This is a genomic window from Nocardioides palaemonis (assembly GCF_018275325.1).
Classification (GTDB): Bacteria; Actinomycetota; Actinomycetes; order Propionibacteriales; family Nocardioidaceae; genus Nocardioides; species Nocardioides palaemonis.
The window spans coordinates 2086442-2109839 of sequence record NZ_JAGVQR010000001.1; the positions used below are offsets into that span (position 1 = coordinate 2086442).

Below are 23398 nucleotides of genomic sequence, written 5' to 3' on the forward strand. Positions count from 1 at the left end.
GGTGCCCAGAGTCGCCCCGACACGCCCGGCGTGCGCCGTGAGTCTCCGGGAGACTCAGGTGCGCAGGGTCGCTCAGGCGAGCGCGCCGTCGCGCACCGTCACCCGGCCGCCGTAGACGGTGTGGACGACGTGCGAGGTCAGCGTCTGACCGTGCCACGGGTTGTTGCGCGACAGCGACGCCGAGGCGTCACGGTCCACCGTCACGGAGGCGTCGGGGTCGACCAGCACGACGTGCGCGGGTGATCCCGGCTCGAGCGCGCGGCCCTGGTCGGCGAGGCCGGCGATCCGGGCCGGCGCCACCGACATGACCCGCGCGAGGTCGGCCCACGACAGGTCCGGCATCGCGGTCCGGACGACTCCGAGGGCCGTCTCGAGGCCGAGCATGCCGAAGGCGGCGTCGACGAACGCGTGCTCCTTGTCGTGCCGGGCGTGCGGCGCGTGGTCGGTGGCGACCGCGTCGATGGTGCCGTCGGCGAGCGCGGCACGCAGCGCGTCGACGTCCTCCTGCGGACGCAGCGGCGGGTTGACCTTGTAGGTCGGGTCGTAGCCGGTGAGGAGGTCGGTCGTCAGGAGCAGGTGGTGCGGCGTCACCTCGGCCGTGACCGACCAGTGCCCGTCACGTTCGGACTGGGCCTTCGCCCAGCGCAGCACCTCCACCGACCCCGCGGTCGAGACGTGGGCGACATGGACGCGGGAGCCGGTGTGCCGCGCGAGCATCACGTCGCGGGCGACGATGACCTCCTCAGCGATCCCGGGCCAACCGGGGAGGCCGAGCCGGCCGGAGACCTCGCCCTCGTGGCAGCAGGCGGTCGGGCCGGCGAGGGCCGGGTCCTGGGAGTGCTGGGACACGACGCCGCCGAACGCCTTGACGTACTCCAGCGCGCGGCGCATCACCCGGGCGTCGTGGACGCACTTGCCGTCGTCGGAGAAGACCGTGACGCCTGCGCGCGAGCGGTGCATCAGGCCGAGCTCGGCGAGCTCCTCACCGGCCAGCCCGCGGGTGACCGCACCGACCGGCTGCACGTGCACCAGCCCGGCCTCGCGCCCGAGCTCCCAGACGCGGGTGGCGGCCTCGGCGGTGTCGGTCACGGGCGAGGTGTTGGCCATCGCCAGCACCGCCGTGTAGCCGCCGAGCGCGGCGGCGCGGGAACCGGAGAGCACCGTCTCGGCGTCCTCCCGGCCGGGCTCACGCAGGTGGGTGTGCAGGTCGACGAGGCCCGGCAGCGCGACCAGGCCGTCGGCGTCGATCGTCTCCGCGCCCGCGGGCGGGGCGTCGACGAGCATGCCGGCGTCGTCGACGTAGAGGTCGACGGTCTTCTCCCCGAGCAGCGAGGCTCCGGTGATCACGAGCGACATCAGCTGATCCCTCCGTCGGATTCCCCTGCCAGCAGGTGGTAGAGCACGGCCATCCGGATCGCCAGCCCGCTGGAGACCTGCTCCAGCACGACCGACTGGGCCGCGTCGGCGGCGTCGGCGGCGATCTCGAGGCCGCGGTTCATCGGGCCGGGATGGCAGATCGGCACGTCGGGCCGCAGGCGCGAGAGCCGGTCGCGGGTCAGGCCGTAGCCGACGGTGTACTCCCGCGGGCTGGGGAAGAAGCCGCCCGACATCCGCTCCCGCTGGACGCGCAGCATCATCACCGCGTCCGCCTCGGGCAGCACCGCGTCGAGGTCGTACGACGTCTCGAAGCCCGCCGACTCCGACCAGGCACGGATGCCGCTGGGCATCAGCGTCGGCGGGGCCACCACGGTGACGTGGGCCCCGAGCTTGGTCAGGCACTGGACGTTGGACCGGAACACGCGGCTGTGGGTGAGGTCGCCGACGATCGCGACGTGGCGCCCGGCGAGGGAGCCGAGGCGGCGCTGGAGGGTGTACGCGTCGAGCAGCGCCTGGGTCGGGTGCTCGTGCATCCCGTCGCCGGCGTTGACCACCGCGGCGTCGACCCACTGGCTGACCTGCAGCGCCGCACCGCTGGCGGGGTGGCGGATCACGAGACCGTCTACGCCCATCGCGCAGACCGTCAGCACGGTGTCGCGCAGGCTCTCGCCCTTCGATGCGCTCGAGCCCTTGGCGCTGACGTTGATGACGTCGGCCGACAGCCACTTGCCGGCGATCTCGAAGGACGACCGGGTGCGGGTGGAGTCCTCGAAGAACATGTTGACGACCGTGCGGCCGCGGAGCGCGGGGAGCTTCTTGACCTCGCGGGACTGCACGTCGTGCATGTCGGCGGCGGTGGCGAAGATCGCCTCGACCTCGTCGGTGGACAGGTCGTCCACGGAGAGCAGGTGCTTCACGAGATGGTCACCTCGTCGGTGCCGTCGACCTCACTGAGCCGGACGCTGACCCGCTCGGCGAGGGCGCTCGGGAGGTTCTTGCCGACGTGGTCGGCCCGGATCGGCAGCTCGCGGTGGCCGCGGTCGACCAGGACCGCGAGCCGGACGGCCGACGGCCGCCCGAGGTCGGCCAGCGCGTCCAGGGCGGCACGGATCGTACGACCGGAGAAGAGCACGTCGTCGACCAGCACGACCACCTTGCGGTCGATGCCACCGGCGGGCAGCGCTGTCTTGTGGGCGCGCCGCGTGGGCTGGGAGCGCAGGTCGTCGCGGTACATCGTCACGTCGAGCTCGCCGACCTCGACCGGCGCGCCCTCGACCGCGGCGATCTTCTCGGCGATCCGCCGGGCGAGCGGCACGCCGCGGGTGTGCAGCCCGAGCAGCACGAGGTCGCTCGCGCCCTTGTTGCGCTCGAGCAGCTCGTGGGAGATGCGGGTGAGGGCCCGGGAGATGTCACGGGCGTCGAGGACGGTGCGGTCCGTCCGGGCGGACTCGTGTCCAGGTGGGGCATCGGGTGCAGGCATCTGCGCGCCGGACCTCCTTCTCCGCCTCACGGGACGGCTCGTTAAAGGATGTCGATCGGCCCCGACCCTACCGGATCGAGCGGGCACTCATCGCTCGAGGATCGCCACCACGCCCTGGCCGCCGGCGGCACAGATCGAGATCAGCGCGCGGCCCGAGCCGCGCTGCGCGAGCAGCTTGGCGGCCACCGGCAGGATCCGGCCCCCGGTCGCGGCGAACGGGTGCGCCGCGGCCAGCGAGGAGCCGTTGACGTTGAGCTTGTCCCGGTCGATGGCACCGAGCGGCCCGTCGAGGCCCAGGCGCTGCTGGCAGAAGACCGGGTCCTCCCACGCGGCGAGGGTGGCGAGAACCTGGGACGCGAACGCCTCGTGGATCTCGTAGTAGTCGAAGTCCTGGAGGGTCAGGCCGTTGCGCGCGAGCATGCGCGGGACGGCGTAGGCCGGGGCCATCAGCAGGCCCTCGTGGCCGTTGACGTAGTCGACGGCGGCGGTCTCGGCGTCGACGAGGTGCGCCAGCACCGGCAGGCCGCGCTCCTCGGCCCACTCGTCGGAGGCCAGCAGGGCGACGGACGCGCCGTCCGAGAGCGGGGTGCTGTTGCCGGCCGTCATGGTGGCGGCCGACCCCCTGCCGAAGACCGGCTTGAGGGTCGCGAGCTTCTCGACCGTCGAGTCGGGGCGGAGGTGGTTGTCCCGCTCGACGCCCCGGAACGCGGTCACGAGGTCGTCGTGGAAGCCCTCGTCCCACGACCGCGCGAGGTTGTGGTGGGAGCGTGCCGCCAGCTCGTCCTGGGCCTCGCGGGTGATCCGCCACTCCAGCGCGGTCAGGGCAGCGTGCTCACCCATCGACAGGCGCGTGCGCGGCTCGCCGTTCTGGGGGATGTCGAGACCGATGTCGCCGGGCCGGATCGCACCGAGCGCCTTGAGCCGGCTCGCGGTGTCCTTCGCCGCGTTGACCTTCATCAGCTTGCGCCGCAGCCGGTCGCTGATCGCGACGGGGGCGTCGGAGGTGGTGTCCGTGCCGCCGGCGACCCCGGCGTCGATGACACCGAGCGCGATCTTGTTCGCCACCTGGATCGCCGCCTGGAGACCCGTCCCGCACGCCTGCTGGATGTCGGTCGCGGGCGTCTCCGGCGCCAGCCGCGAGCCCAGCACCGATTCGCGGGTGAGATTGAAGTCGCGCGAGTGCTTGAGCACCGCCCCGGCCACGACCTCGCCGAGCCGCTCGCCGCGGAGGTCGAACCGCTCGACCAGCCCGTCGATCGCGGCGGTGAGCATCTCCTGGTTGGACACGCCCGCGTAGACGGTGTTGGAGCGGGCGAACGGGATCCGGTTGCCGCCGACGACGGCGACGGGGCGGGTGGTGGGCTGCATGTTCCTATCCTTGCCCGTGGGCACCGGTCCGCCAACGACGTGAGGGACACGTCACGAAAAGTGGACTCCGAGTCGAACACTGAGTTACACACGACTCGTCCCACCCCGGCAGAGCCGTCACGCAGAGGAGAGCACGTCAGATGAGCGACCGCTACCAGGGCTTCGCGTCCTCCCCCATCGGCCGACTCGTGGTCAGGAACCTGGGCCTGCCGAACCCGACGGCGCTCGAGCGCTGGCACGACGGCGCCCCCCTGGTCGACGGCCTCGTCGTCGTCGGGGGTGACGGCCGGCTCGCCGGGGCGCTGCCGACGGTCCTCGACGACCTCGGCGTGGCCTCGACCACCACGCTCGACGACGGCGTACGCGCCAAGGGCCTCGTCCTCGACGCGACCGGCATCACCGACACGCCCGGCCTGGCAGCGCTGCGGGAGTTCTTCACCGCGCTCCTGCGCCGCCTCGAGACCTGCCCCCGCATCGTCGTGCTCGGCACCCCGCCCGAGCAGTGCACCGGCTCCGAGCGCGTCGCGCAGCGCGCGCTCGAGGGCTTCACCCGCTCCCTCGGCAAGGAGGTGGGCCGCGGCGGCACCGTCCAGCTGGTCTACGTCGCGCCCGCCGCGGACGGCGCGATCGCCTCCACGCTCGCCTTCCTCCTCTCCCCCAAGTCGGCCTACGTGTCCGGACAGGTCGTCCGGATCGGCGCCCACGGCTCGACCGCCCCGGGCGAGGTCAGCGACTGGTCGCGCCCGCTCGAGGGGCGGGTCGCGCTCGTCACCGGCGCCAGCCGAGGCATCGGCGAGGAGATCGCCCGCGTCCTGCACCGCGACGGCGCGACGGTCGTCGGCGTCGACGTGCCGCAGGCGGCCAGCGAGCTGCAGACCCTCATGACCGAGCTCGACGGCGACCACCTCGTCCTCGACATCACCGCCCCCGATGCTCCGCAGCGCATCGCCCACCACCTGCGCGAGCACCACGGTGGCGTCGACGTCGTGGTGCACAACGCCGGCATCACCCGCGACAAGAAGCTCGCCAACATGGACGACGCCCGCTGGGACAGCGTGATCGCCGTCAACCTCACCGCCCCGGAGCTGATCAGCCGCGAGCTCCTCGACGCCGGCGTGGTCAACGAGGGCGGGCGGATCATCGGCGTCGCCTCCATCGCCGGGATCGCCGGCAACGTCGGCCAGACCAACTACGCGACGTCGAAGGCGGGCGTCATCGGGCTCGTCGAGAGCCTGCGCGACGAGCTGGGCGACGGCATCACCGTCAACGCCGTCGCGCCGGGGTTCATCGTCACCCAGATGACCGCCGCGGTCCCGTTCGCGACCCGCGAGGTCGGCCAGCGGCTCAACGCGATGGCCCAGGGCGGCCTGCCGGTCGACGTCGCGGAGACCATCGCGTGGTTCGCCAGCCCGGGGTCCGGAGCCGTCAACGGCAACGTGGTCCGGGTCTGCGGACAGATGATGCTGGGCGCCTGATGGCCACCCCGCGCACCCTCACCGGACCGTCCGGCGGCGTCGCGACCCTGGTCCGCGCCGCGCTGCCGGCCGTCCCGGGGTTGAACCTGCTGCCGGGGGTCCGCAAGGCGCCCGCCAAGGGCTTCGGCGGCCTGACCTGGCGGCGGCCGGGCGTCGTCGTCGACCGCGACCACGTCGAGGCGTACGCCGCGGTGTGCGGCTTCCCGCGCCGCGAGGCGGTGCCGGTGACCTACCCCCACCTGCTCGCGTTCCCGCTGCACATGGCGATCATGTCCGACCCGGCGTTCCCCTACGCCGCGCTCGGCATGGTGCACGTCGAGAACGTGATCACCGCCCACCGCGACGTCGCCGCCGGCGAGCGGCTCGACGTCCGCGCCTCCGTGGGACCGGCCCGCCCGCACACGCGCGGCGTGCTCCTCGACTTCGACACCGTCGTGACCGCGGGCGGCGACCCGGTGTGGGAGTCCCGGTCGACCTACCTGCGCCGCGGCCGCACCGTCGAGGGCGAACCCGCTCCGGGGCTGGAGGTCCCGGACGCCCCGGTCGGGGTGCTCGAGTGGCGCCTGCCCGCCGACCTGGGTCGGTCGTACGCCGCGGTGTCCGGCGACCACAACCCGATCCACCTCCACCCCCTCACCGCGCGGGCACTGGGCTTCCCGCGCCAGATCGCGCACGGGATGTGGACGCTGGCGAGGTCGGTGGCCGCGATCGAGAACCGCCTGCCGGCGGCGGTCACCGTCGAGGCGGCGTTCCGCAAGCCGGTCTTCCTGCCGGGCACCGTCGCCCATGCCGCCCGGCGCGACGGCGACGCGATGACGTTCTCGCTCACCCGTCCCGCCGACGGTGCCCCACACCTCGTCGGGAGGGCGACACCGGCCTGAGCGGCCGACGGCTCGCTACGCGCGGGCGTCGCGCATCCGGATCAGGCCCTCCTGAGCGACGGTGGCGACCAGCTCGCCGGACTGCGAGAAGACCCGCGCGAGCGCGAGGCCGCGCGCACCGCCGGCGAACGGCGAGAACTGGTCGTAGAGCCACCACTCGTCGGCTCGGAACGGCTTGTGGAACCAGATCGTGTGGTCGAGCGACGCCGGCTGCAGCCGCGGCGAGGCGATGTGGACCCCGTGCGGCACCAGCGCGGCGCCGAGGAGGGTGAGGTCGCTGGCGTAGGTGAACGCCGCCACCTGGACCGTGGGGTCGTCGGACAGCCGGTCGTCGACCCGGATCCAGAGCCGCGCCTGTGCCGGGTGCTCCGGGTCGTCGGGCAGCCCGCGGCCGGTGATCCCGACGTGGCGGACGTCGAGCGCCGACCACTCGCGCTCCCAGTGCTCGGCCGCCTCCGCCCCGCGCTCGCGGGCGATCTCGACGAGCGGCAGGCCCTGCTCGGGCGGCGCGACCTCCGGCATCCGGTCCTGGTGCTCGAGGCCCGGCTCGGGGATCTGGAAGTTCGCCGTCATGTAGTAGATCGGGCGCCCGTGCTGGCGGGCCGACACCCGCCGCGTCGCGAACGAGCGTCCGTCGCGGATCCGCTCGACGTCGTAGACGATCGGCACAGCCGGGTCCCCGGGGCGCAGGAAGTAGGAGTGCAGCGAGTGCTGGACGAAGTCGCCCTCGACGCTGCGGGTCGCGGCCACGACGGCCTGGGCGGCCACCTGCCCGCCGAAGACGCGCTGGCGCTCGGTGCGGGCCTGGCCGCCCCGGAACAGGTCGACCTCGAGCTGCTCGAGCTCGAGCAGGCTCGCGAGCTCGGCGGCGCTGCCGGCCATCAGCGGTCCTCCCAGCCGGTGGCGTCGTCGTCGGCCTCGCCCTTGCCGGGCTCGTCGAGCTCGGCGAGGAACGCCTCGAACGCGCTGCCGATCTCCTCGCCGGTGGGCAGCGGGCCGTCGCCGGCCAGCAGGGACGAGCCGGAGGCCTCGGCCTCGCGGAAGGAGTCGTACTGCTGCTCCAGCCCGCGCACCACCTCGCCGACCTCGTCGTGCGAGGCGAGGTAGCGGTCGACCTCGGTCTCGGTGATCTCGGCGGCCTCGCGGACGTCGGCGAGGTCGATGGTGAGCCGCCCGCCGATCTCGAGGTGCTCGAGGAGCACCAGGGCGGCCTGGGGGTACTCCATCTGCGCGAGGTAGTGCGGGATGTGCGCGACGTAGCCGAGCGCGTCGAGGCCCCACTCGCCCAGCCGGAGCTCGAGCAGCGCCTGCGCGCTCGCCGGGACCCGCAGCTCGCCCTGCCACGGGCTCTCGCCCGGCACCAGGTCCGGACGGTTGGCGTGCGGGGTGATCGCGATCGGGCGGGTGTGCGGCACGGCCATCGGCACCGCGCCGAGGCTCACCGTGCGCGCGACACCGAAGTGCTCGACGACCTCGCGCACCGCGCGGGCGAACGCCTCCCACCGGATGTCCGGCTCCGGGCCGGTCAGCAGCAGGAACGGGGTGCCACCGGTGTCGCGCAGCGCGCGGACGACCAGGCGCGGCGCCTCGTAGTCGGCGTAGTGGTCGCGCACGAACGACATCGGCGGGCGGCGGGCGCGGTAGTCGTGGAGGGCGTCGACGTCGAAGGTGGCGACCACCTTGCCGGCGCCCTGCCCGCGACCGAGCCCCGCGAGGTGGGAGGCGGCGAGCTCGGCGGACTTCCCGGCGTCGAGGAAGCCGGTCAGCACGCAGACCAGGGTGAGGTCGCCGGCCTCGGCCAGCACCTCCGCGTCGTCCACGATGTGCACGAGTCGTTCGACCATGGGGGAAGCCTAGTGAGTCGGACGCCGTGACCCGACACACACCCGCGTGTCTGGGCAGGCATTGTTACCGAGGGGTAACGTGATCCCACCCTGTCCGTACCTTCACCCAGGAGCAGCCAGTGCCCCGTCCCCAGCGTGAGGTCGTCTTCGTCGACGGCGTGCGCACCCCGTTCGGCAAGGCCAAGGGCCAGTACGCCGAGACGCGCGCCGACGACCTCGTCATCAAGTGCATCCGCGAGCTGATGCGCCGCAACCCGTCCCTGCCGCCCGAGCGGGTCGACGAGGTGGCGCTCGCCGCCACGACCCAGATCGGCGACCAGGGCCTCACCATCGGCCGTACGGCCGCGCTGCTCTCCGGCCTGCCGCAGAGCGTCCCGGGCTACTCGATCGACCGCATGTGCGCGGGCGCGATGACCGCGGTCACCAACACGGCGTCCGGCATCGCCTTCGGCGCCTACGACGTCGCGATCGCCGGCGGGGTCGAGCACATGGGCCGCCACCCGATGGGCGAGGGCGTCGACCCGAACCCGCGGATCCTGTCCGAGCGGATCGTCAACCCCGACGCGCTCGTCATGGGCAAGACCGCGGAGAACCTGCACGACCGCTTCCCCACGATCACCAAGCAGCGCGTCGACGCGTACGCCGTGCGCAGCCAGCAGAAGACCAAGGCCGCCTACGACGCCGGCAAGATCCAGCCCGACCTGGTGCCCGTCGCGACCCGCTCGGCCGACGCCGGCTGGGGCCTCGCCACGCTCGACGAGCCGATGCGCCCCGAGACGACGCTGGAGTCGCTCGCCTCGCTGAAGACGCCGTTCCGCTCGCACGGCAAGGTGACCGCCGGCAACGCCGCGGGCATCAACGACGGCGCGACTGCCGCGCTGCTGGCCGACGAGGAGACCGCGCGCGAGCTCGGCCTCCCGGTCAAGATGCGCCTGGTGACCTACGCCTTCGTGGGCGTCGAGCCCGAGGTGATGGGCGCCGGCCCGATCCCGGCGACCGAGAAGGCCCTCAAGCTCGCTGGCCTCACCATCGACGACATCGACGCGTTCGAGGTCAACGAGGCCTTCGCCGTGCAGGTGCTCGCCTTCCTCGAGCACTACGGGATCGCCGACGACGACGCCCGCGTGAACCCCTACGGCGGCGCGATCGCCATGGGCCACCCCCTCGCGTCCTCCGGCGTGCGGCTGATGAACCAGCTCGCGCGGCAGTTCGAGGAGCGCCCCGAGGTCCGCTACGGCCTCACCACCATGTGCATCGGCATCGGCATGGGCGGCACCGTGATCTGGGAGAACCCCCACTGGAACGGAGACACCAAGTGAGCACCGACATCTTCGAGCGCGCGCAGGCGATCGTCTCCGACGCCGAGCGCGTCACGCAGGCCCACCTCCGCAAGGTCACGCTGCCCGGCGTGACGTTCGGCCTGATCACCCTCGACAACGGCGAGGACCACACCAAGCCCAACACGTTCGGTCCGGGCTCGCTGCTGGCCCTGAACACCGCAATCGACGCGGCGCTCGCCGACGACTCGATCGACGCGATCGCCGTCACCGGCAAGCCGTTCATCCTGGCTGCGGGCGCCGACCTCACGTCGATCCAGGGCGGCGGCCCCGACGCCGTGCGCACGGTGGCCGAGCTCGGCCACGCGGTCTTCCGCAAGCTCCAGGACGGCGGCAAGACGTCGTTCGGCTTCGTCAACGGCCTCGCCCTCGGCGGCGGCCTCGAGGTCGCGCTGCACTGCCACTACCGCACGATCATGGACTCCGCGCCGGCCGTCGGCCTGCCCGAGGTCATGCTCGGCCTGGTCCCCGGCTGGGGCGGGGCCTACCTCGTGCCCAACCTCGTGGGCGCCGACCAGGCCGTGACGCTGATCCTCGAGAACCCGCTCAACCAGGGCAAGACCCTCACCGGCCAGAAGGCCTTCGAGATGGGCCTGGCCGACGCGGTGTTCAACGGCGCCGACTACCTCGAGCAGTCGCTGCTGTGGGCGGCCTCGGTCGTGCGCGGCGAGACCACCGTCGAGCGGCCCGAGGTCGACCGGGGCGAGGCGTGGGACGCCGCGATCGAGCGCGCGAAGGGCATCGTCGCCAGCAAGACCGGCGGCGCCTCACCTGCGGCCGCGAAGGCCGTCGAGCTGATCGCCGCCGCCCGTGACACCGACCGCGACGCCGGCTTCGCCGCCGAGGACGACGCCCTCGAGGCCATGTCGCAGACCGCCGAGCTGCTCGCGTCGCTCTACGCCTTCGACCTGGTGCAGAAGCGTGCCAAGCGCCCCGCCGGTGCGCCCGACACGTCGTTGGCCCGCCCGGTGACCAAGGTCGGCATCGTGGGCGCGGGCCTGATGGCCAGCCAGCTCGCGCTGCTGTTCGTACGCCGCCTCGAGGTGCCGGTCGTGCTGACCGACCTCGACCAGGAGCGTGCCGACAAGGGCGTGGCCTACGTGCACGCCGAGATCGACAAGCTGCTCGCCAAGGGCCGGATCAACCAGGACAAGGCCAACCGCCACAAGGCGCTCGTCTCGGGCGAGACCGACAAGCAGGTCGCGTTCGGCGACGCCGACTTCGTCATCGAGGCCGTCTTCGAGGAGATGTCGGTCAAGAAGACCGTCTTCGCCGACGTCGAGAAGGTCGTGAGCGCCGAGTGCGTGCTCGCGACCAACACGTCGTCGCTGTCGATCACCGAGATGGCGTCCGACCTCGAGCACCCCGAGCGCGTCGTCGGCTTCCACTTCTTCAACCCGGTCGCGGTCATGCCGCTGCTCGAGATCGTCAAGGGCGACGCCACCGACGACGCGACGCTGGCCACGGCGTTCGCCACCGGCAAGGCGCTGAAGAAGACGACCATCCTGGTCAAGGACAGCCCGTCCTTCATCGTCAACCGGCTGCTCGGCCGGTTCATGAGCGAGGTCGGCCGGATCGTCGACGAGGGCACGCCCCTGCAGGTCGCCGACGGCGCGTTCGCCGGCGTCGCCCCGATGCCGCCGTTCTTCCTGCTCTCCCTGGTGGGCCCGGCGATCGCGCTGCACAACAACGAGACGCTGAAGGGCGCGTTCCCCGACCGCTTCTACGTCTCCCCCGCCCTCGAGCGGGTGGTCGCGGCGAAGAAGTCGTCGTACTACCTGCCCGACTTCTCCATCGACCCCGAGGTCGAGGCGCTGCTGGAGAAGCCGGAGCAGCCGGTCGTGCTGACGGCCGAGGAGGTCCGCGCGAAGACCCTCGCCGGTCTCGCCGAGGAGGCGCGCCTGATGCTCGACGAGGGCGTCGTGTCGGCGCCGCAGGACATCGACCTGGCGATGATCACCGGCGCCGGCTTCTCTTTCTGGAACGGCGGGCTGACCTTCATGCTCGACGTCGCCGGCATCTCCGAGAAGGCGACCGGCCAGCGGTTCCACTGACCGAGCGCTGACCCATTCGGCGCGACCGAGGGGCGGTGCGCCAGCCACATTCCGTACGCGGGAAAGGTGGCTGGCGCACCGCCCCTCCGCGTGTCGGCCCTCGACACGCCCGAGAGCGGTGACGGAGCCACACTCGCCGACCGCAGAATGTGGCTGGGCCACCGCCCGACGAACCGGATCGCGTGGTCAGGTCGTCGGTAGGGGTGACCCACTCCCACCCACGAGGAGCACCCATGACCCGACGCGACCCGGCGGACTTCGCCGAGTTCGTGGCTGCGCGGTCCACGGCGCTGCACCGCACGGCGTACCTGATGGTCGGCGACCGCGGCCTGGCCCAGGACCTGCTGCAGGAGGCGCTGACCAGGACCTACGTCGCGTGGCCGCGGCTGCGGGACCCCGGAGCGGCCGAGGCCTACACGCGCAAGGCGATCACCACGACCGCTATCACGTGGTACCGCCGCCGCAGCTGGGGCGAGCGTCCCACCGACACCGTGCCCGAGCGAAGGTCGAGCGCCGACCACGCCGATGACGTGTCGACCCGCGACCTGCTGTGGTCGGCGCTGCAGGCGCTGCCGCCACGGCAGCGCGCCGTGATCGTGCTGCGCTACTACGAGGACCTCTCCGAGGCCCGCACCGCCGAGGTCCTCGGCTGTGCGCCCGGGACCGTCAAGAGCCAGGCCTCGGCCGCGCTCCGCAAGCTCCGTGACCACCTGGGCGAGCGCGCCGACGGCGACCTGCTCCCCCTGCACCTGCTGGAGGTGACCCGATGACCGGGATGCTGCAGGACCTGCTCCACGAGCGCGCCGACGAGGCCGGCGCACCGCACGTCGACCTGGCGTCGATCACCCGCGACGGCGAGCGGCGCGTACGCCACCGGCGCACCGCCGTCCTCGGCGGGCTCACCGCCGCGGCCGTCTCCGTCGTCGCCGGCGTCGCTCTCCTCGGCGGCGGCCCCAGCCCCTCACCCGACTCTGGTCGGGATCGGCTCGCCGACGGCACCGACTCCACCCCCGTCGCGCTGTCCTGGGTCGAGGGGACGACGCTGCACCGTGCCGGCCAGCCCGACGTCGACCTCGGCGTCGAGGTCCGCGCCTGGGTGTGGGCGGGTGACGACGTCGTCTTCACCGACCCCGATCTCCGGGTCCGGGTCTGGAGCGGTGACGCGCTCGACGTGGTGGGCGAGGTCGCGAAGCCGCCGAGCGACGAGGCCGAGCTGGTCGCGGACGGCACGCGCGTGGCCTGGGCCGACCCGCAGGGCAGGCCCGTACGCCTCGACGTGTCCACCGGGGAGGTGGTGACCGGGCCGCGCCTGCCCGGACGTGACCTGCGGGTCACCGCGATCGACGGCGCCGTGGTCTACGCCGCTGGGTCCGGCGGTGTGCACGTGTGGCAGCCGACCAGTCCCGACGGCTTCGAGACGCTCGTGGACGACGCCCGTGGCACCGTCATCGACGCCGAGGGCGGCACCCTGGTCCGGGAGACCGGGGACCGGGAGGCGCGGGTGACCGGGCCGGGTGGACGCGTCCTCACGCTGGCCACCGACGGCTTCGCGAACCTGTCACCCGACGGCTCCCACGTCGCCTCGGAGAGTGACGACACGGGCGTGCTCCTCGACACCGACACCGGCGCACAGGTCACCCTGGACACTGGCTTCGCGTGGGCGCTGCCCTACCAGTGGCTCGACGACGACACGGTCGTGGTCCTCGCCTTCTCCGGCCTCGACAGCAGCCAGGACGAGGTGCCGCACCTGCTGACGTGCGAGGTGCCGACGGGCGCCTGCGGCGACGCCGTCACGTTGCCGAGCACGTTCCAGCTGCCGATCGGGATCCACCTCGAGCCCTGACGAGCGGTGTCCCACCCACGTTCCCGCGCCCAGGAATGTGGGTGGGGCACCGCTCGGGCCGGATGCGGAGCCGGCGTAGGTCAGTCGCGGGCGGAGTAGTCGCGCGCCGGCTCGCCGATGCCCTGGCCGACGCGGCTGTGCTTGTAGCCGTAGCCGAAGTAGATCGCGAAGCCGAGCGCCATCCAGACCAGGAACCGCAGCCAGGTCTCGGCGGTGAGGTTGAGCATCAGGAAGACGCAGATCGCAGCCGAGAGCCAGGGCAGGAACGGCGAGAACGGCACCCGGAAGGACCGCTCGAGGTCGGGACGGTTCTTGCGCAGGATCGGCACTGCGATCGACACGAGCGCGAACGCCGAGAGCGTGCCGATGTTGACCATCTCCTCGAGCTTGCCGATCGGCGTCAGCGAGGCGACCAGCGCGACCACGAAGCCGATGGCGAGCGTGATCCGCACCGGCGTGCCGGTCCGCGGGTTGACGTGGGCCAGCGCGGTCGGCATGAGTCCGTCGCGGCTCATCGCGAAGAAGACGCGCACGGCGCCGATCATCAGGGTCATCACGACGGTCGTGAGACCGGCGACGGCACCCGCTGAGATCAGGGTGGCGTAGCCGTCCTTGCCCTGGTCGATGAACGCCGTCGCGAGCGCGGCGTCGGGGTTGATGTCGTCGTACTTCACCATCCCGGTGATGACCAGCGCGACCGCCATGTAGAGCACGGTGCAGACGACGAGCGAGCCGATGATGCCGCGCGGCAGGTCCTTCTGCGGGTTGCGTGCCTCCTCGGCCGTGGTCGCGACGACGTCGAAGCCGATGTAGGCGAAGAAGACGAGGGACGCGGCGAACAGGATGCCGGCGACCCCGTAGACGCCCGGTGCGCCGAAGACGGTCTGGATCAGCGGCGTGTGCAGCCAGCCCTCGCCGGTGGTGCCCGGCGCGCTCGGCGGCACGAACGGCTTGTAGTTGTCGGTGTCGATGAACTGGATGCCCGCGATGATGACGAACAGCACGATGAAGAGCTTGAGCGCGACGAGGACGAGGTTGACCCGCAGCGACTCCTTGATGCCGAAGGCCACCAGAGCGGTGAGGACGGCGACGAGCAGGAACGCCGGCGCGTCGAACGTGTCGCCGTAGCCGATGCTCGCGGGCCAGGTGAGGCCGATCTCGCCGAGGAAGGTCTCGAAGTAGGACGACCAGCCCTGCGCGACGACCGACGCACCGAGCATCAGCTCGAGGATCAGGTCCCAGCCGATGATCCACGCGATCATCTCGCCGAGCGTGGCGTAGGAGAACGTGTACGCCGATCCCGAGACCGGGACGGTCGAGGCGAACTCGGCGTAGCAGAGGGCGGCGAGGCCGCAGCAGACCGCGGCGACCATGAAGGAGAAGACGACGCCGGGCCCGGCATAGGCCTGCGCGACGCGGCCGGTGAGGGTGAAGATGCCGGCCCCGATGATCACGCCGATGCCGAACACCGTGAGGTCGAGGGCGGTCAGGCTCTTCTTGAGCTTGAACTCGGGGTCTTCCGTGTCCGCCATCGAGTGCTCGATGGACTTGGTGCGCCAGATGCTCATCTGAGCAACCTAGGCCACACCGGCCCGCTACCGGCGGGTCACCGTGCAGCGGCGGACACGGCGCGTCGCGGGCCGTGCTCAGGCGGGGTGGTCCACCTCGACGAGCGCGGCGCCCTCGTCGAGCGCGGTGACGTCCTCGACGATGCCCCGGGCGATGGTCTGGGCGTCGAGGCCGATGCGGGCCAGGATCACGTCGCGCTTGGCGTGGTCGAGGAACTCCTGCGGGATGCCGTGGAGCCGGAACGGCGTACGGACCCCGGCGTCGTTGAGCGTCTGCAGCAGCGTGGCGCCGCAGCCGCCGACGCGGCCGTTGTCCTCGACGCTGACCACGAGCCGGTGCTCGCGGGCCAGCTCGACGATCGCGGGGTCGACCGGCTTGACCCAGCGGGGGTCGACGACGGTGACGCCGATCCCCTGGGCCGTGAGCCGCTCGGCCACCTCGACCGCGGTGGTGCACATCGAGCCGACGGCGACGATCAGCACGTCCTGCTCGCCCTCGCGGACGAGGACGTCGGCACCGCCGGCGCGGTCGATCGCCGGTACGTCGGCCGGCGGCGGGCCCTTCGGGAAGCGCACGACGGTGGGGGCGTCGTCGACCTCGACGGCCTCGTCGAGCAGCTCGTGGAGCCGCGTGACGTCGCGCGGGGCCGCGAGCCGCAGCCCGGGCACGACCTGCAGGATCGACATGTCCCACATGCCGTTGTGGCTCGCGCCGTCGTCGCCGGTGACGCCCGAGCGGTCGAGGACGAACGTGACGCCGCAGCGGTGCAGCGCGACGTCCATCAGGACCTGGTCGAAGGCCCGGTTGAGGAAGGTGGCGTAGACCGCGAAGACCGGGTGGAGACCACCCATCGCGAGCCCCGCGGCCGACGTCGCGGCGTGCTGCTCGGCGATGCCGACGTCGAAGGTGCGCTCGGGGAACTTCTGCGCGAAGGTGTCGAGCCCGACCGGGTGCATCATCGCCGCGGTGATCGCGACGACGTCCTCGCGCCGCTCGCCGATCCCGACGATGGCCTCGGAGAAGTGGTCGGTCCAGATCTTGCCCTTGGGCTTCTCGGCGCCGGTCTGGACGTCGAAGGGACCGGGCGCGTGGAACTGGTCGGCCTCGTGGCGTAGCGCCGGGTCGTAGCCCTGGCCCTTGCGGGTGATCGCGTGCACGATCACCGGGCCGGCGAACCGCTTCGCGCTGGTCAGCGCCTGCTCCATCGCGGCGCGGTCGTGGCCGTCGACCGGGCCGACGTACTTCAGGCCGAGGTCCTCGAACAGGCCCTGCGGGGCGAGCGCGTCCTTCATGCCCTTCTTCACCGCGTGCAGTGCGTCGTAGGCCGCGTGGCCGACGCCCGGCACGGCGTTGAGCCGCTTCTTCACGAGGTCGAGGACCTGCTCGTAGCGCGGGTTGGTGCGCAGCGACGTCAGCGCCGTGGCGAGGCCGCCGATCGTCGGGGTGTAGGAGCGCTCGTTGTCGTTGACCACGATCACCAGCCGGCTGTTGCGGGCGATGGCGATGTTGTTGAGGGCCTCCCACGCCATCCCGCCGGTCAGCGCACCGTCGCCGATCACCGCGACGACGTGGCGGTCCTCGCCCTTGACTGCGTAGGCCTTGGCGAGGCCGTCGGCGTAGGACAGCGAGGTCGACGCGTGCGAGTTCTCCACGATGTCGTGCTCGGACTCGGCCTGGCTGGGGTAGCCGCTGATGCCGCCCTCCTTGCGGAGGGTGCCGAAGTCCGCGTGTCGCCCAGTGACGAGCTTGTGGACGTAGGACTGGTGGCCGGTGTCGAAGACGACGCGGTCACGCGGGGAGTCGAAGACGCGGTGGATCGCCAGCGTCAGCTCGACGACCCCGAGGTTGGGACCGAGGTGACCGGAGTTGGTGGCGACGGTGCGGATCATCACGTCACGGATCTCGGCGGCCAGCTCGTCGAGCTGCTCCGGCGAGAGTCCGCGGAGGTCCTGCGGAGACGCGATCGAGTCGAGGAGTCCCATGGGGGTTGAGTCTATTTCATGCCAGGTCGACGACCGCCACCGACGGCTCGTGGAGGCTGCCGAGCCACACTCGCCCGTCGTGCTCCCGCACGCCGGTCACCATGTGGTAGCCCGGACCCGACGCCGGCGCGGCGAGGTCGAGGTCGTGGACCAGCCGACCGTCGTCGGCGTAGGCCTGCACCCGGATGGACCGCTTCGGCTTCGGCTGGAGCGCCTCCGGGATCCGCGTCACGGCGCGGCGCAGCACCATCGGGGCCGACCCGAGGCGCTCGACGAGCGGGTCGACGGGGCTGGCGATCGTGACCCAGACGAGCCCGTCGCTCCCCCGGCTGATGTTGTCGGGATAGCCCGGGAGCCCGGTCACCAGGTGGTCGCGCTCCCCCGCCCGCGGGCCGGTGAGCCAGAGGCGTACGACGGTGCGCCCGCGGGTCTCGGCGACGGCGACGTAGGACTCGTCGGCCGCCAGCGCGACGCCGTTGGCGAACGCGAGGCCGGTGAGCACGACCGTGACCGTCCCGTCCGGGTCGCGGCGCAGCAGGCGCCCGGTGCGGGTGTCCTGGACGAAGTCGTCCTTCCACTGCTCGACCCCGAAGTGGAGCGAGGAGTCGCTGAACCAGATCGTGCCGTCGGCGGCCACGGCGGCGTTGTTGCAGAACTGCATCGGCCGGCCGTCGACACGGTCGAGCAGCACCGTCACCTCGCCGCTGCCCGGGTCGAGCCGCAGCAGGCCCCGACGGGCGTCGCAGACCAGCAGGTCTCCGTCGGGCATCAGCTCGAGGCCGAGGGGGCGGCCGCCGGTGTCGGCGACCCGCCGGACGCTGCCCGTGGTCGCGTCGACGGCCCAGACCACGCCGTCCTCGGTGCCGGTGAACACCGTGCCGTCGGCGGAGACGACGACGTCCTCCGCGCCCATCGACGGGACGGGGTGGACGGTGGGGGCGCCGTGGCTCATGGCGCCATCGTGGCGTAGACGTCGCTGCGGAGGAAGGCCGGCAGGATCGCCTCGGCGCCCTTGGTGACCCGCAGGGACGGGACCGTGGCGGGGTCGACGAACACGATCCGGCGGCCTTCGCGGCAGTCGATGTCGGCGTCGGTGAGGTCGCTCGCCGCGGCGTAGACCCACATCCGGTCCCACGTGCCGTAGGACGCGCGGTGGTCGTTGGCGAACGCGCCGACCGCGCGCAGGTCACCGGGGTCGAGGCGTACGCCCGTCTCCTCCTCGAGCTCGCGCAGCGCACCCTCGGCCGGGGTCTCGCCGGGCTCGAGGTGCCCGCCCGACAGCCCCCAGCAGTCGGGGTCGATCCGGGGGTGCTCGTCGCGCTCCTGCAGCAGGATCCAGCCGCGAGGGTCGACGAGGATCACCCCCGCGAAGCCGCGGGCGTCGTCCGGCGGGACCGGCGTGTGGTGGACGGCCCAGGCGCGGACGGCTGGCAGCGCGGTGGCAGCGGGACCGGCCAGGGTCAGGTCGTCGAGCGTGGCCGGATCGACGAACACCATCTGGCGGCCCTCCCGGCAGTCGACGTCGTCGTTGCCGAGCTCAGTCGGTGCAGCGAAGCACCGGAAGCCGAGGACTCCACGCGGCCCTCCCTGCTCGAAGTGGCCCAGGTCGTGAAGCTGCGCGACGTCCACGACGACGCCCGTCTCCTCCGCGAGCTCGCGAACGGCGCCGGCCGCGGGTGTCTCTCCGTCCTCCAGGCCTCCTCCCGGGAACCCCCACGTGTCGGGCCACTCAGGTGCGTGGTCGTCGCGCTCCTGCATCAGCAGCCATCCGCGCGGGTCGACGAGGACGACGGAAGCGAAGTGGGTGCCGGTCACGCCGCGACCCTAGCCAGCACTCACATCCGCTCCCGGTAGCGCCGACCGCGCAGCGCGTCCTCGACCAACCCCACCTCGCGGCGTACGCCCATCAGCCGGGCGTCCTCGAGCTGGAACGTCTGGACCGCGGCGCGCACCACGGCCTCGGTCGCGACGTCGCGCAGGTCACCGCGGATGTCGCTCAGCCCGCGCCGGGTGGCGAGCTGCTGCGCCTCGACGTGCAGCACGGCGAACCTGGCCAGCACCACGACGTGCCGACGCAGGCCCGGGAACCGGCGGTAGTCCGGCGGGCACAGGTCGAGCAGCCACGAGGCGGCGGTCGCCTCCCAGTCGGGTGCGCCCGGCGGACGCACCTCGCGCGGCCATCCCGGCGGTGCCACCCCGTCGTACCCGACGGCCGGCTCGGGCCGGCGCTTTGGCTTCGGGGCAGGGAACACGAGCCGAGTCTATCGAACGCATGTTCGTTTGCGTCAGCTCTCGCGCAGCGCGGCCTCGACCTCCGCCAGCTCCGGGTCGCGCAGGCCGACCAGGTCGAGCCGCCACCAGACGTCGGGGTAGACCAGCCGGCCGGTCATCCACGGCTCGTGCCCGTCGACGAGCAGCACCTGGCAGGCCGGCTCCGGGATGCGGAGCGAGGGTCGCTCGAGCCCGTGGGCCGACGCGGGCCGCCACCCGCGCGCGCCGTAGTAGCCGGGTGCGCCCTCGAGGAAGACGAGCGGAGCGCCGAGCCGCGCGGCGGCCTCGGGGACCGCGGCCAGCAGCGCGGTGCCGATCCCGCGGCCCTGACGGTCCGGCGCGACCGCGAGCGGGCTGAGCACCAGGACGTCGACGAGCCGCTCGCGCGCGTCGAGCCACGCGCGGGACAGCGCGACGCACCCGACGACCTCGCGGTCGTCGATGGCCACGAGCTCGACACCCATGTCCTCGACGCCCCGCAGTCGCGCCATCACGTCGTTGACCGCGGCGCCCTGGTCGCCGAACGCGCCCTCCACCACCGCCTCCACGGCCGGGGTGTCGCTGTCGCCGGCCTCGCGGACCTCCACCGTGCTCGCCACGCCCACCACTCAGCCCGCCACGAACGAGAAGCGCACGGTGCGCTCGTCGTTGTCGACGTTGAGGTCCACCAGGCAGATGCTCTGCCAGGTGCCGAGGGCGAGCCGCCCACCGAGGACCGGGACGGTCGCGTGGGGCGGGACGATCGCGGGCATCACGTGCGAGCGCCCGTGGCCCGGGGAGCCGTGCCGGTGGCGCCAGCGGTCGTCGGCCGGCAGCAGGTCGGCGAGGGCGGCGAGGAGGTCGTCGTCGGAGCCGGCGCCGGTCTCGATGATGGCGATGCCGGCGGTGGCGTGCGGGACGAACACGTGCAGCAGGCCGTCACCCCGGTCCGCGGCGTACGCGGCGGCGTCGCGCGTGAGGTCGAGCACCGCCTCGTCGCCCCCGGTCCGGTAGGTCCTCGTCTCGGAGTGCATGCGGCCACGCTAGTCCTGCAGCCGCTCGCGCAGTCCGGCGCCCATCCCGGCGACGGTGAGCGCGTCGAACGCGCCTCCCACCACCTCCGCCAGCCGGCGACGGCGCACCGGTCCGAGCCGCAGCCGGAGGTGCAGCCTGCTTCCGTCCCCTGCCGGGCGGAGCAGCAGGCACCAGGTGAGGTCGGTGCGTCCACGCCGGGAGGTGTAGAGCAGCAGCCGGGGAGGCTCGATCGCCGCGAGCGTGAACGTCGCGTCCCTGCCGCCCCAGTCGGGGATCACGTCCCCCACCTCGTGGGCGAGCAGGGCGGGGTCGACGCGCCGCAGCGCGCGGCGCGAGGACGGTACGAACCGTTCCACGGCGCGCGGGAGGTACCACCCGGCGCGCCGCTTGCCGAGCTGCACCAGCCACGGCCACACCTCCTCGGGCGGCGCGGGCAGGTCGAGGCCGCGGTCCATCACGACGTCGGCGTCGACCAGGTCGTCGCCCGGGAGCGACGCAGCGGCTTCTGCCGTCGTTGCCCGCGCGAGATCCATGGCGTCAGGTCTACACCTCCGGACCCCGAACAGGTCTAGCCTCCCGGTCATGGCCTCTCCCGGACCCCGCCGCACGGCGGCAGCAGCCGTCGCGGTGGCCTGCCTCGCGGTCCTCGGCGGCTGTTCCGGCGGCGGGTCGGGACCGGCCGGCGACGGAGGCGCGGAGACCGACCGGACCCGGGCCCCGAGCAGCTCGCCTGCGACCGAGGCCGCCCCGTCGGTCGAGGTGGGCGCCGGCCCGGTCGGCGTGGCGGCCGGCGACGACGGCTCGGTCTGGGTGGTGGGCAGCGGCGCCGACCAGGTCGTACGGATCCCCCCGGGGTCGGACGAGCCCGACCTGGTCGTCGACGTGCCGGGCACGCCGCTGCGGGTGGCCGTCGACGACGCTGCTGCCTGGGTCACGTCGTTCCGCGGCGAGCGCCTCGTGCGCATCGACACCGCCACCGGCCGCGTGACGGACCGGCTCCGCACCGGTGCCGGACCGGAGGGCGTCACCACCGGGTTCGGTGCGGTCTGGCTGGTCGAGCAGGACGCGGGCCGGCTGGTGCGGGTCGACCCGCGTACGCGGCGGGTCACCGCCCGGGCCGACATCGGCGTGGGCTCGCGGCTGGTGGCCGCGGGCCGCGAGGCCCTCTGGGTCGCCGCGTTCGCCGACGACCGGGTGCTCCGGGTCGACCCGCGGACGCTCGAGGTGACGCGGGGCCCGAAGGTGTGCTCGGGGCCGCAGGGCATGGCCGAGCTCGACGGACGGCTCTGGGTGGCGTGCACCTTCGACGACCGGGTGGTGGCGATCGACCCGGCGACCCTGCGCGCGACCGCGGAGATCGACGTCCCGGGCCTGCCCGACAGCGTCGTCGCGCACGACGGACGGCTGCTCGTGGTCGCGGAGGAGGGTCCCCGCCTGGTGGTGGTCGACCCGGGGTCGGCGAGCGTGGTCGATGAGGTGGTCCTCGGCGACGCCACGGCGCTCTACGACAGCGCCAACCTCGACGTGGCGGTCGCCGGCGACGAGGTGTGGGTGACCTCGTTCACGTCCGACCTGGTCCACCACGTCCCGGTGCCGTGAGCGGCAGCGTCAGTCCCGCAGCGCCTGCTCGATCCGCTCCACCTTGGCGGTGAGCTGGCCGTCGTAGCCCGGGCGGATGTCGGCCTTGAGCACGAGGCCGACCCGCGGGGACACCTCGGCGACGACGTCGACGGCCCTCTTCACCACGGCCATCACCTCGTCCCACTCCCCCTCGATGTTGGTGAACATCGCGTTGGTCTCGTGGGGCAGGCCCGACTCGCGGACCACGCGGACCGCGGCGGCCACCGCCTCGGTCACCGACCCGGTCGGGTCGCTGGACATGGGCGAGAGCGAGAAGGCCACGATCATGCGGCCCACGCTAGGCCACGCCGTCGGCGCCCCCACCCGCGCGGGTGGGCGTGCCATCCGGACCGCTGCCTACGGTCGAAGGATCCGTGAGCGGTCCCGCACAGGCGGGGCCCGGACGAAAGGAACACCGTGCCCGAAGTCACCGCACACTCCGGTCTCCTCAGCTCCACGAAGGTCCACGTCGAGGACTCGGGTGGCTCCGGCCGGCCCGTCGTGCTGATCCACGGCTGGCCCCTCTCCGGCGAGTCGTGGAGCGAGCAGGTCGGCCCGCTGACCGCGGCCGGCCACCGCGTCGTCGCCTACGACCGTCGCGGCTTCGGCCGCAGCGACAAGCCGTCGAAGGGATACGACTACGACACCCTCGCCGACGACCTCGAGGGCGTCCTGTCCGAGCTCGACCTCTCCGACGTCACGCTGGTCGGCTTCTCGATGGGCGGTGGCGAGGTCGCGCGCTACGTCGCTCGGCACGGCGAGGACCGGATCCACTCGGTCGTCTTCGCCGGTGCGGTCCCGCCGTACCTGATGCAGACCGACGACAACCCGGACGGCCCGCTCACCGCGGACGCGGCCCAGCAGATGGAGGACGGCCTGAAGGCCGACCGCACCGCGTTCTTCGACGGGTTCACCCGCGACTTCTTCACCGCGAACGGCGAGCTGAAGGTCACTGAGGAGCAGCGCCAGCAGGCCATCGCGCTGGCCCACCAGAGCGACCAGACGGCCGCCCTCGGCTGCATGGAGGCGTTCGGCACCACCGACTTCCGCGACGACCTCACCAAGATCACGGTCCCGACGCTCGTCATCCACGGCGACTCGGACGGCATCGTGCCGCTCGAGGGCTCCGGACAGCGGACCCACGAGGCGGTGGCGGGCTCCGAGCTCGTCGTCGTCGGGGGCGCCCCGCACGGCTTCAACGTCAGCCACGCCGACGAGTTCAACCGTGCCCTGGTCGACTTCCTCGCGCGCTGAGCCGTGCCCGCGCTGGCCCTTGAGTCTCC

Annotated in this window: 23 protein-coding genes; 8 read left to right on the top strand and 15 right to left on the bottom strand. The window is 72.8% G+C overall.

Translation table 11 applies throughout. The features are described from left to right. Positions 1–72: 72 nt before the first annotated feature. From KDN32_RS10240 to KDN32_RS10255, 4 genes are all read right to left on the bottom strand, one after another. Positions 73–1356 (bottom strand): dihydroorotase, encoded by a 1284-nt coding sequence (locus tag KDN32_RS10240; RefSeq protein WP_211731867.1) that lies wholly within the window; start codon positions 1354–1356, stop codon positions 73–75. Then, positions 1356–2294, bottom strand: a complete 939-nt coding sequence (locus KDN32_RS10245; protein WP_211731868.1) for an aspartate carbamoyltransferase catalytic subunit — start codon at positions 2292–2294, stop codon at positions 1356–1358. Before KDN32_RS10245 ends, KDN32_RS10240 begins: the two co-directional genes overlap by 1 nt. Continuing rightward, positions 2291–2857, bottom strand: coding sequence for a bifunctional pyr operon transcriptional regulator/uracil phosphoribosyltransferase PyrR (pyrR, locus tag KDN32_RS10250; RefSeq protein WP_211731869.1), 567 nt, complete (start codon positions 2855–2857; stop codon positions 2291–2293). Before pyrR ends, KDN32_RS10245 begins: the two co-directional genes overlap by 4 nt. Before the next feature lie 87 nt (positions 2858–2944). After that, positions 2945–4225 carry an acetyl-CoA C-acetyltransferase gene (locus KDN32_RS10255; protein ID WP_211731870.1) on the bottom strand — a complete coding sequence of 427 codons (1281 nt, stop codon included), beginning with the start codon at positions 4223–4225 and terminating at the stop codon, positions 2945–2947. A gap of 140 nt (positions 4226–4365) precedes the next feature. Here KDN32_RS10255 and KDN32_RS10260 point away from each other — a divergent pair, with 140 nt between their 5' ends. Next, a complete protein-coding gene (locus tag KDN32_RS10260; RefSeq protein ID WP_211731871.1) occupies positions 4366–5700 on the top strand; it encodes a 3-oxoacyl-ACP reductase in 1335 nt (444 codons plus the stop codon). Beyond that, positions 5700–6581, top strand: a complete 882-nt coding sequence (locus KDN32_RS10265; protein WP_211731872.1) for a MaoC/PaaZ C-terminal domain-containing protein — start codon at positions 5700–5702, stop codon at positions 6579–6581. The genes KDN32_RS10260 and KDN32_RS10265 overlap by 1 nt, the downstream gene beginning before the upstream one ends. A gap of 15 nt (positions 6582–6596) precedes the next feature. Here KDN32_RS10265 and KDN32_RS10270 read toward each other — a convergent pair whose 3' ends face one another. Further along, complete coding sequence (locus KDN32_RS10270) at positions 6597–7463, bottom strand: acyl-CoA thioesterase (protein ID WP_211731873.1); 867 nt, start codon at positions 7461–7463, stop codon at positions 6597–6599. After that, positions 7463–8425, bottom strand: a complete 963-nt coding sequence (locus tag KDN32_RS10275; protein WP_211731874.1) for a PAC2 family protein — start codon at positions 8423–8425, stop codon at positions 7463–7465. Before KDN32_RS10275 ends, KDN32_RS10270 begins: the two co-directional genes overlap by 1 nt. A gap of 119 nt (positions 8426–8544) precedes the next feature. Between KDN32_RS10275 and KDN32_RS10280 the strand changes: the two genes are divergently transcribed. The 4 genes from KDN32_RS10280 (at position 8545) to KDN32_RS10295 (ending at position 13659) form a co-directional block, all read left to right on the top strand. Next, a complete protein-coding gene (locus KDN32_RS10280; protein ID WP_211731875.1) occupies positions 8545–9744 on the top strand; it encodes a thiolase family protein in 1200 nt (399 codons plus the stop codon). Beyond that, the gene (locus tag KDN32_RS10285) at positions 9741–11816 is read left to right on the top strand and encodes a 3-hydroxyacyl-CoA dehydrogenase NAD-binding domain-containing protein (RefSeq protein ID WP_211731876.1); all 2076 of its coding nucleotides are present in this window, start codon (positions 9741–9743) and stop codon (positions 11814–11816) included. The genes KDN32_RS10280 and KDN32_RS10285 overlap by 4 nt, the downstream gene beginning before the upstream one ends. A gap of 233 nt (positions 11817–12049) precedes the next feature. Beyond that, a complete protein-coding gene (locus tag KDN32_RS10290) occupies positions 12050–12586 on the top strand; it encodes a SigE family RNA polymerase sigma factor (RefSeq protein ID WP_211731877.1) in 537 nt (178 codons plus the stop codon). Further along, positions 12583–13659, top strand: a complete 1077-nt coding sequence (locus KDN32_RS10295; RefSeq protein WP_211731878.1) for a WD40 repeat domain-containing protein — start codon at positions 12583–12585, stop codon at positions 13657–13659. Before KDN32_RS10290 ends, KDN32_RS10295 begins: the two co-directional genes overlap by 4 nt. Before the next feature lie 80 nt (positions 13660–13739). Here the strand turns inward: KDN32_RS10295 and KDN32_RS10300 are convergent, their stop codons facing one another. The 8 genes from KDN32_RS10300 to KDN32_RS10335 form a co-directional block, all read right to left on the bottom strand. Continuing rightward, on the bottom strand, positions 13740–15227 hold the full coding sequence (locus tag KDN32_RS10300) for an amino acid permease (RefSeq protein ID WP_211731879.1): 1488 nt from the start codon (positions 15225–15227) through the stop codon (positions 13740–13742). Between the two features lie 78 nt (positions 15228–15305). Further along, on the bottom strand, positions 15306–17210 hold the full coding sequence (dxs, locus tag KDN32_RS10305; protein WP_211731880.1) for a 1-deoxy-D-xylulose-5-phosphate synthase: 1905 nt from the start codon (positions 17208–17210) through the stop codon (positions 15306–15308). A gap of 16 nt (positions 17211–17226) precedes the next feature. After that, entirely contained in the window at positions 17227–18162 is a 936-nt protein-coding gene (locus KDN32_RS10310) for an SMP-30/gluconolactonase/LRE family protein (RefSeq protein WP_211731881.1), read from the bottom strand. Beyond that, on the bottom strand, positions 18159–19025 hold the full coding sequence (locus tag KDN32_RS23305; RefSeq protein ID WP_211731882.1) for an NUDIX domain-containing protein: 867 nt from the start codon (positions 19023–19025) through the stop codon (positions 18159–18161). The genes KDN32_RS10310 and KDN32_RS23305 overlap by 4 nt, the downstream gene beginning before the upstream one ends. Before the next feature lie 20 nt (positions 19026–19045). Continuing rightward, positions 19046–19462, bottom strand: a complete 417-nt coding sequence (locus KDN32_RS10320; RefSeq protein ID WP_211731883.1) for a hypothetical protein — start codon at positions 19460–19462, stop codon at positions 19046–19048. A 33-nt stretch (positions 19463–19495) separates the two neighbouring features. After that, a complete protein-coding gene (locus KDN32_RS10325; RefSeq protein ID WP_211731884.1) occupies positions 19496–20080 on the bottom strand; it encodes a GNAT family N-acetyltransferase in 585 nt (194 codons plus the stop codon). A 9-nt stretch (positions 20081–20089) separates the two neighbouring features. Further along, the gene (locus tag KDN32_RS10330; protein WP_211731885.1) at positions 20090–20494 is read right to left on the bottom strand and encodes a YjbQ family protein; all 405 of its coding nucleotides are present in this window, start codon (positions 20492–20494) and stop codon (positions 20090–20092) included. A 9-nt stretch (positions 20495–20503) separates the two neighbouring features. After that, the gene (locus tag KDN32_RS10335) at positions 20504–21028 is read right to left on the bottom strand and encodes an SRPBCC family protein (protein WP_211731886.1); all 525 of its coding nucleotides are present in this window, start codon (positions 21026–21028) and stop codon (positions 20504–20506) included. 49 nt (positions 21029–21077) lie between these two features. Here KDN32_RS10335 and KDN32_RS10340 point away from each other — a divergent pair, with 49 nt between their 5' ends. Beyond that, a complete protein-coding gene (locus KDN32_RS10340) occupies positions 21078–22094 on the top strand; it encodes a Vgb family protein (protein WP_211731887.1) in 1017 nt (338 codons plus the stop codon). A gap of 9 nt (positions 22095–22103) precedes the next feature. Here KDN32_RS10340 and KDN32_RS10345 read toward each other — a convergent pair whose 3' ends face one another. Beyond that, positions 22104–22403, bottom strand: coding sequence for a thiamine-binding protein (locus KDN32_RS10345; RefSeq protein ID WP_211731888.1), 300 nt, complete (start codon positions 22401–22403; stop codon positions 22104–22106). A 129-nt stretch (positions 22404–22532) separates the two neighbouring features. Here KDN32_RS10345 and KDN32_RS10350 point away from each other — a divergent pair, with 129 nt between their 5' ends. Further along, the gene (locus KDN32_RS10350; RefSeq protein WP_211731889.1) at positions 22533–23369 is read left to right on the top strand and encodes an alpha/beta fold hydrolase; all 837 of its coding nucleotides are present in this window, start codon (positions 22533–22535) and stop codon (positions 23367–23369) included. The last annotated feature ends 29 nt before the right edge of the window (positions 23370–23398 follow it).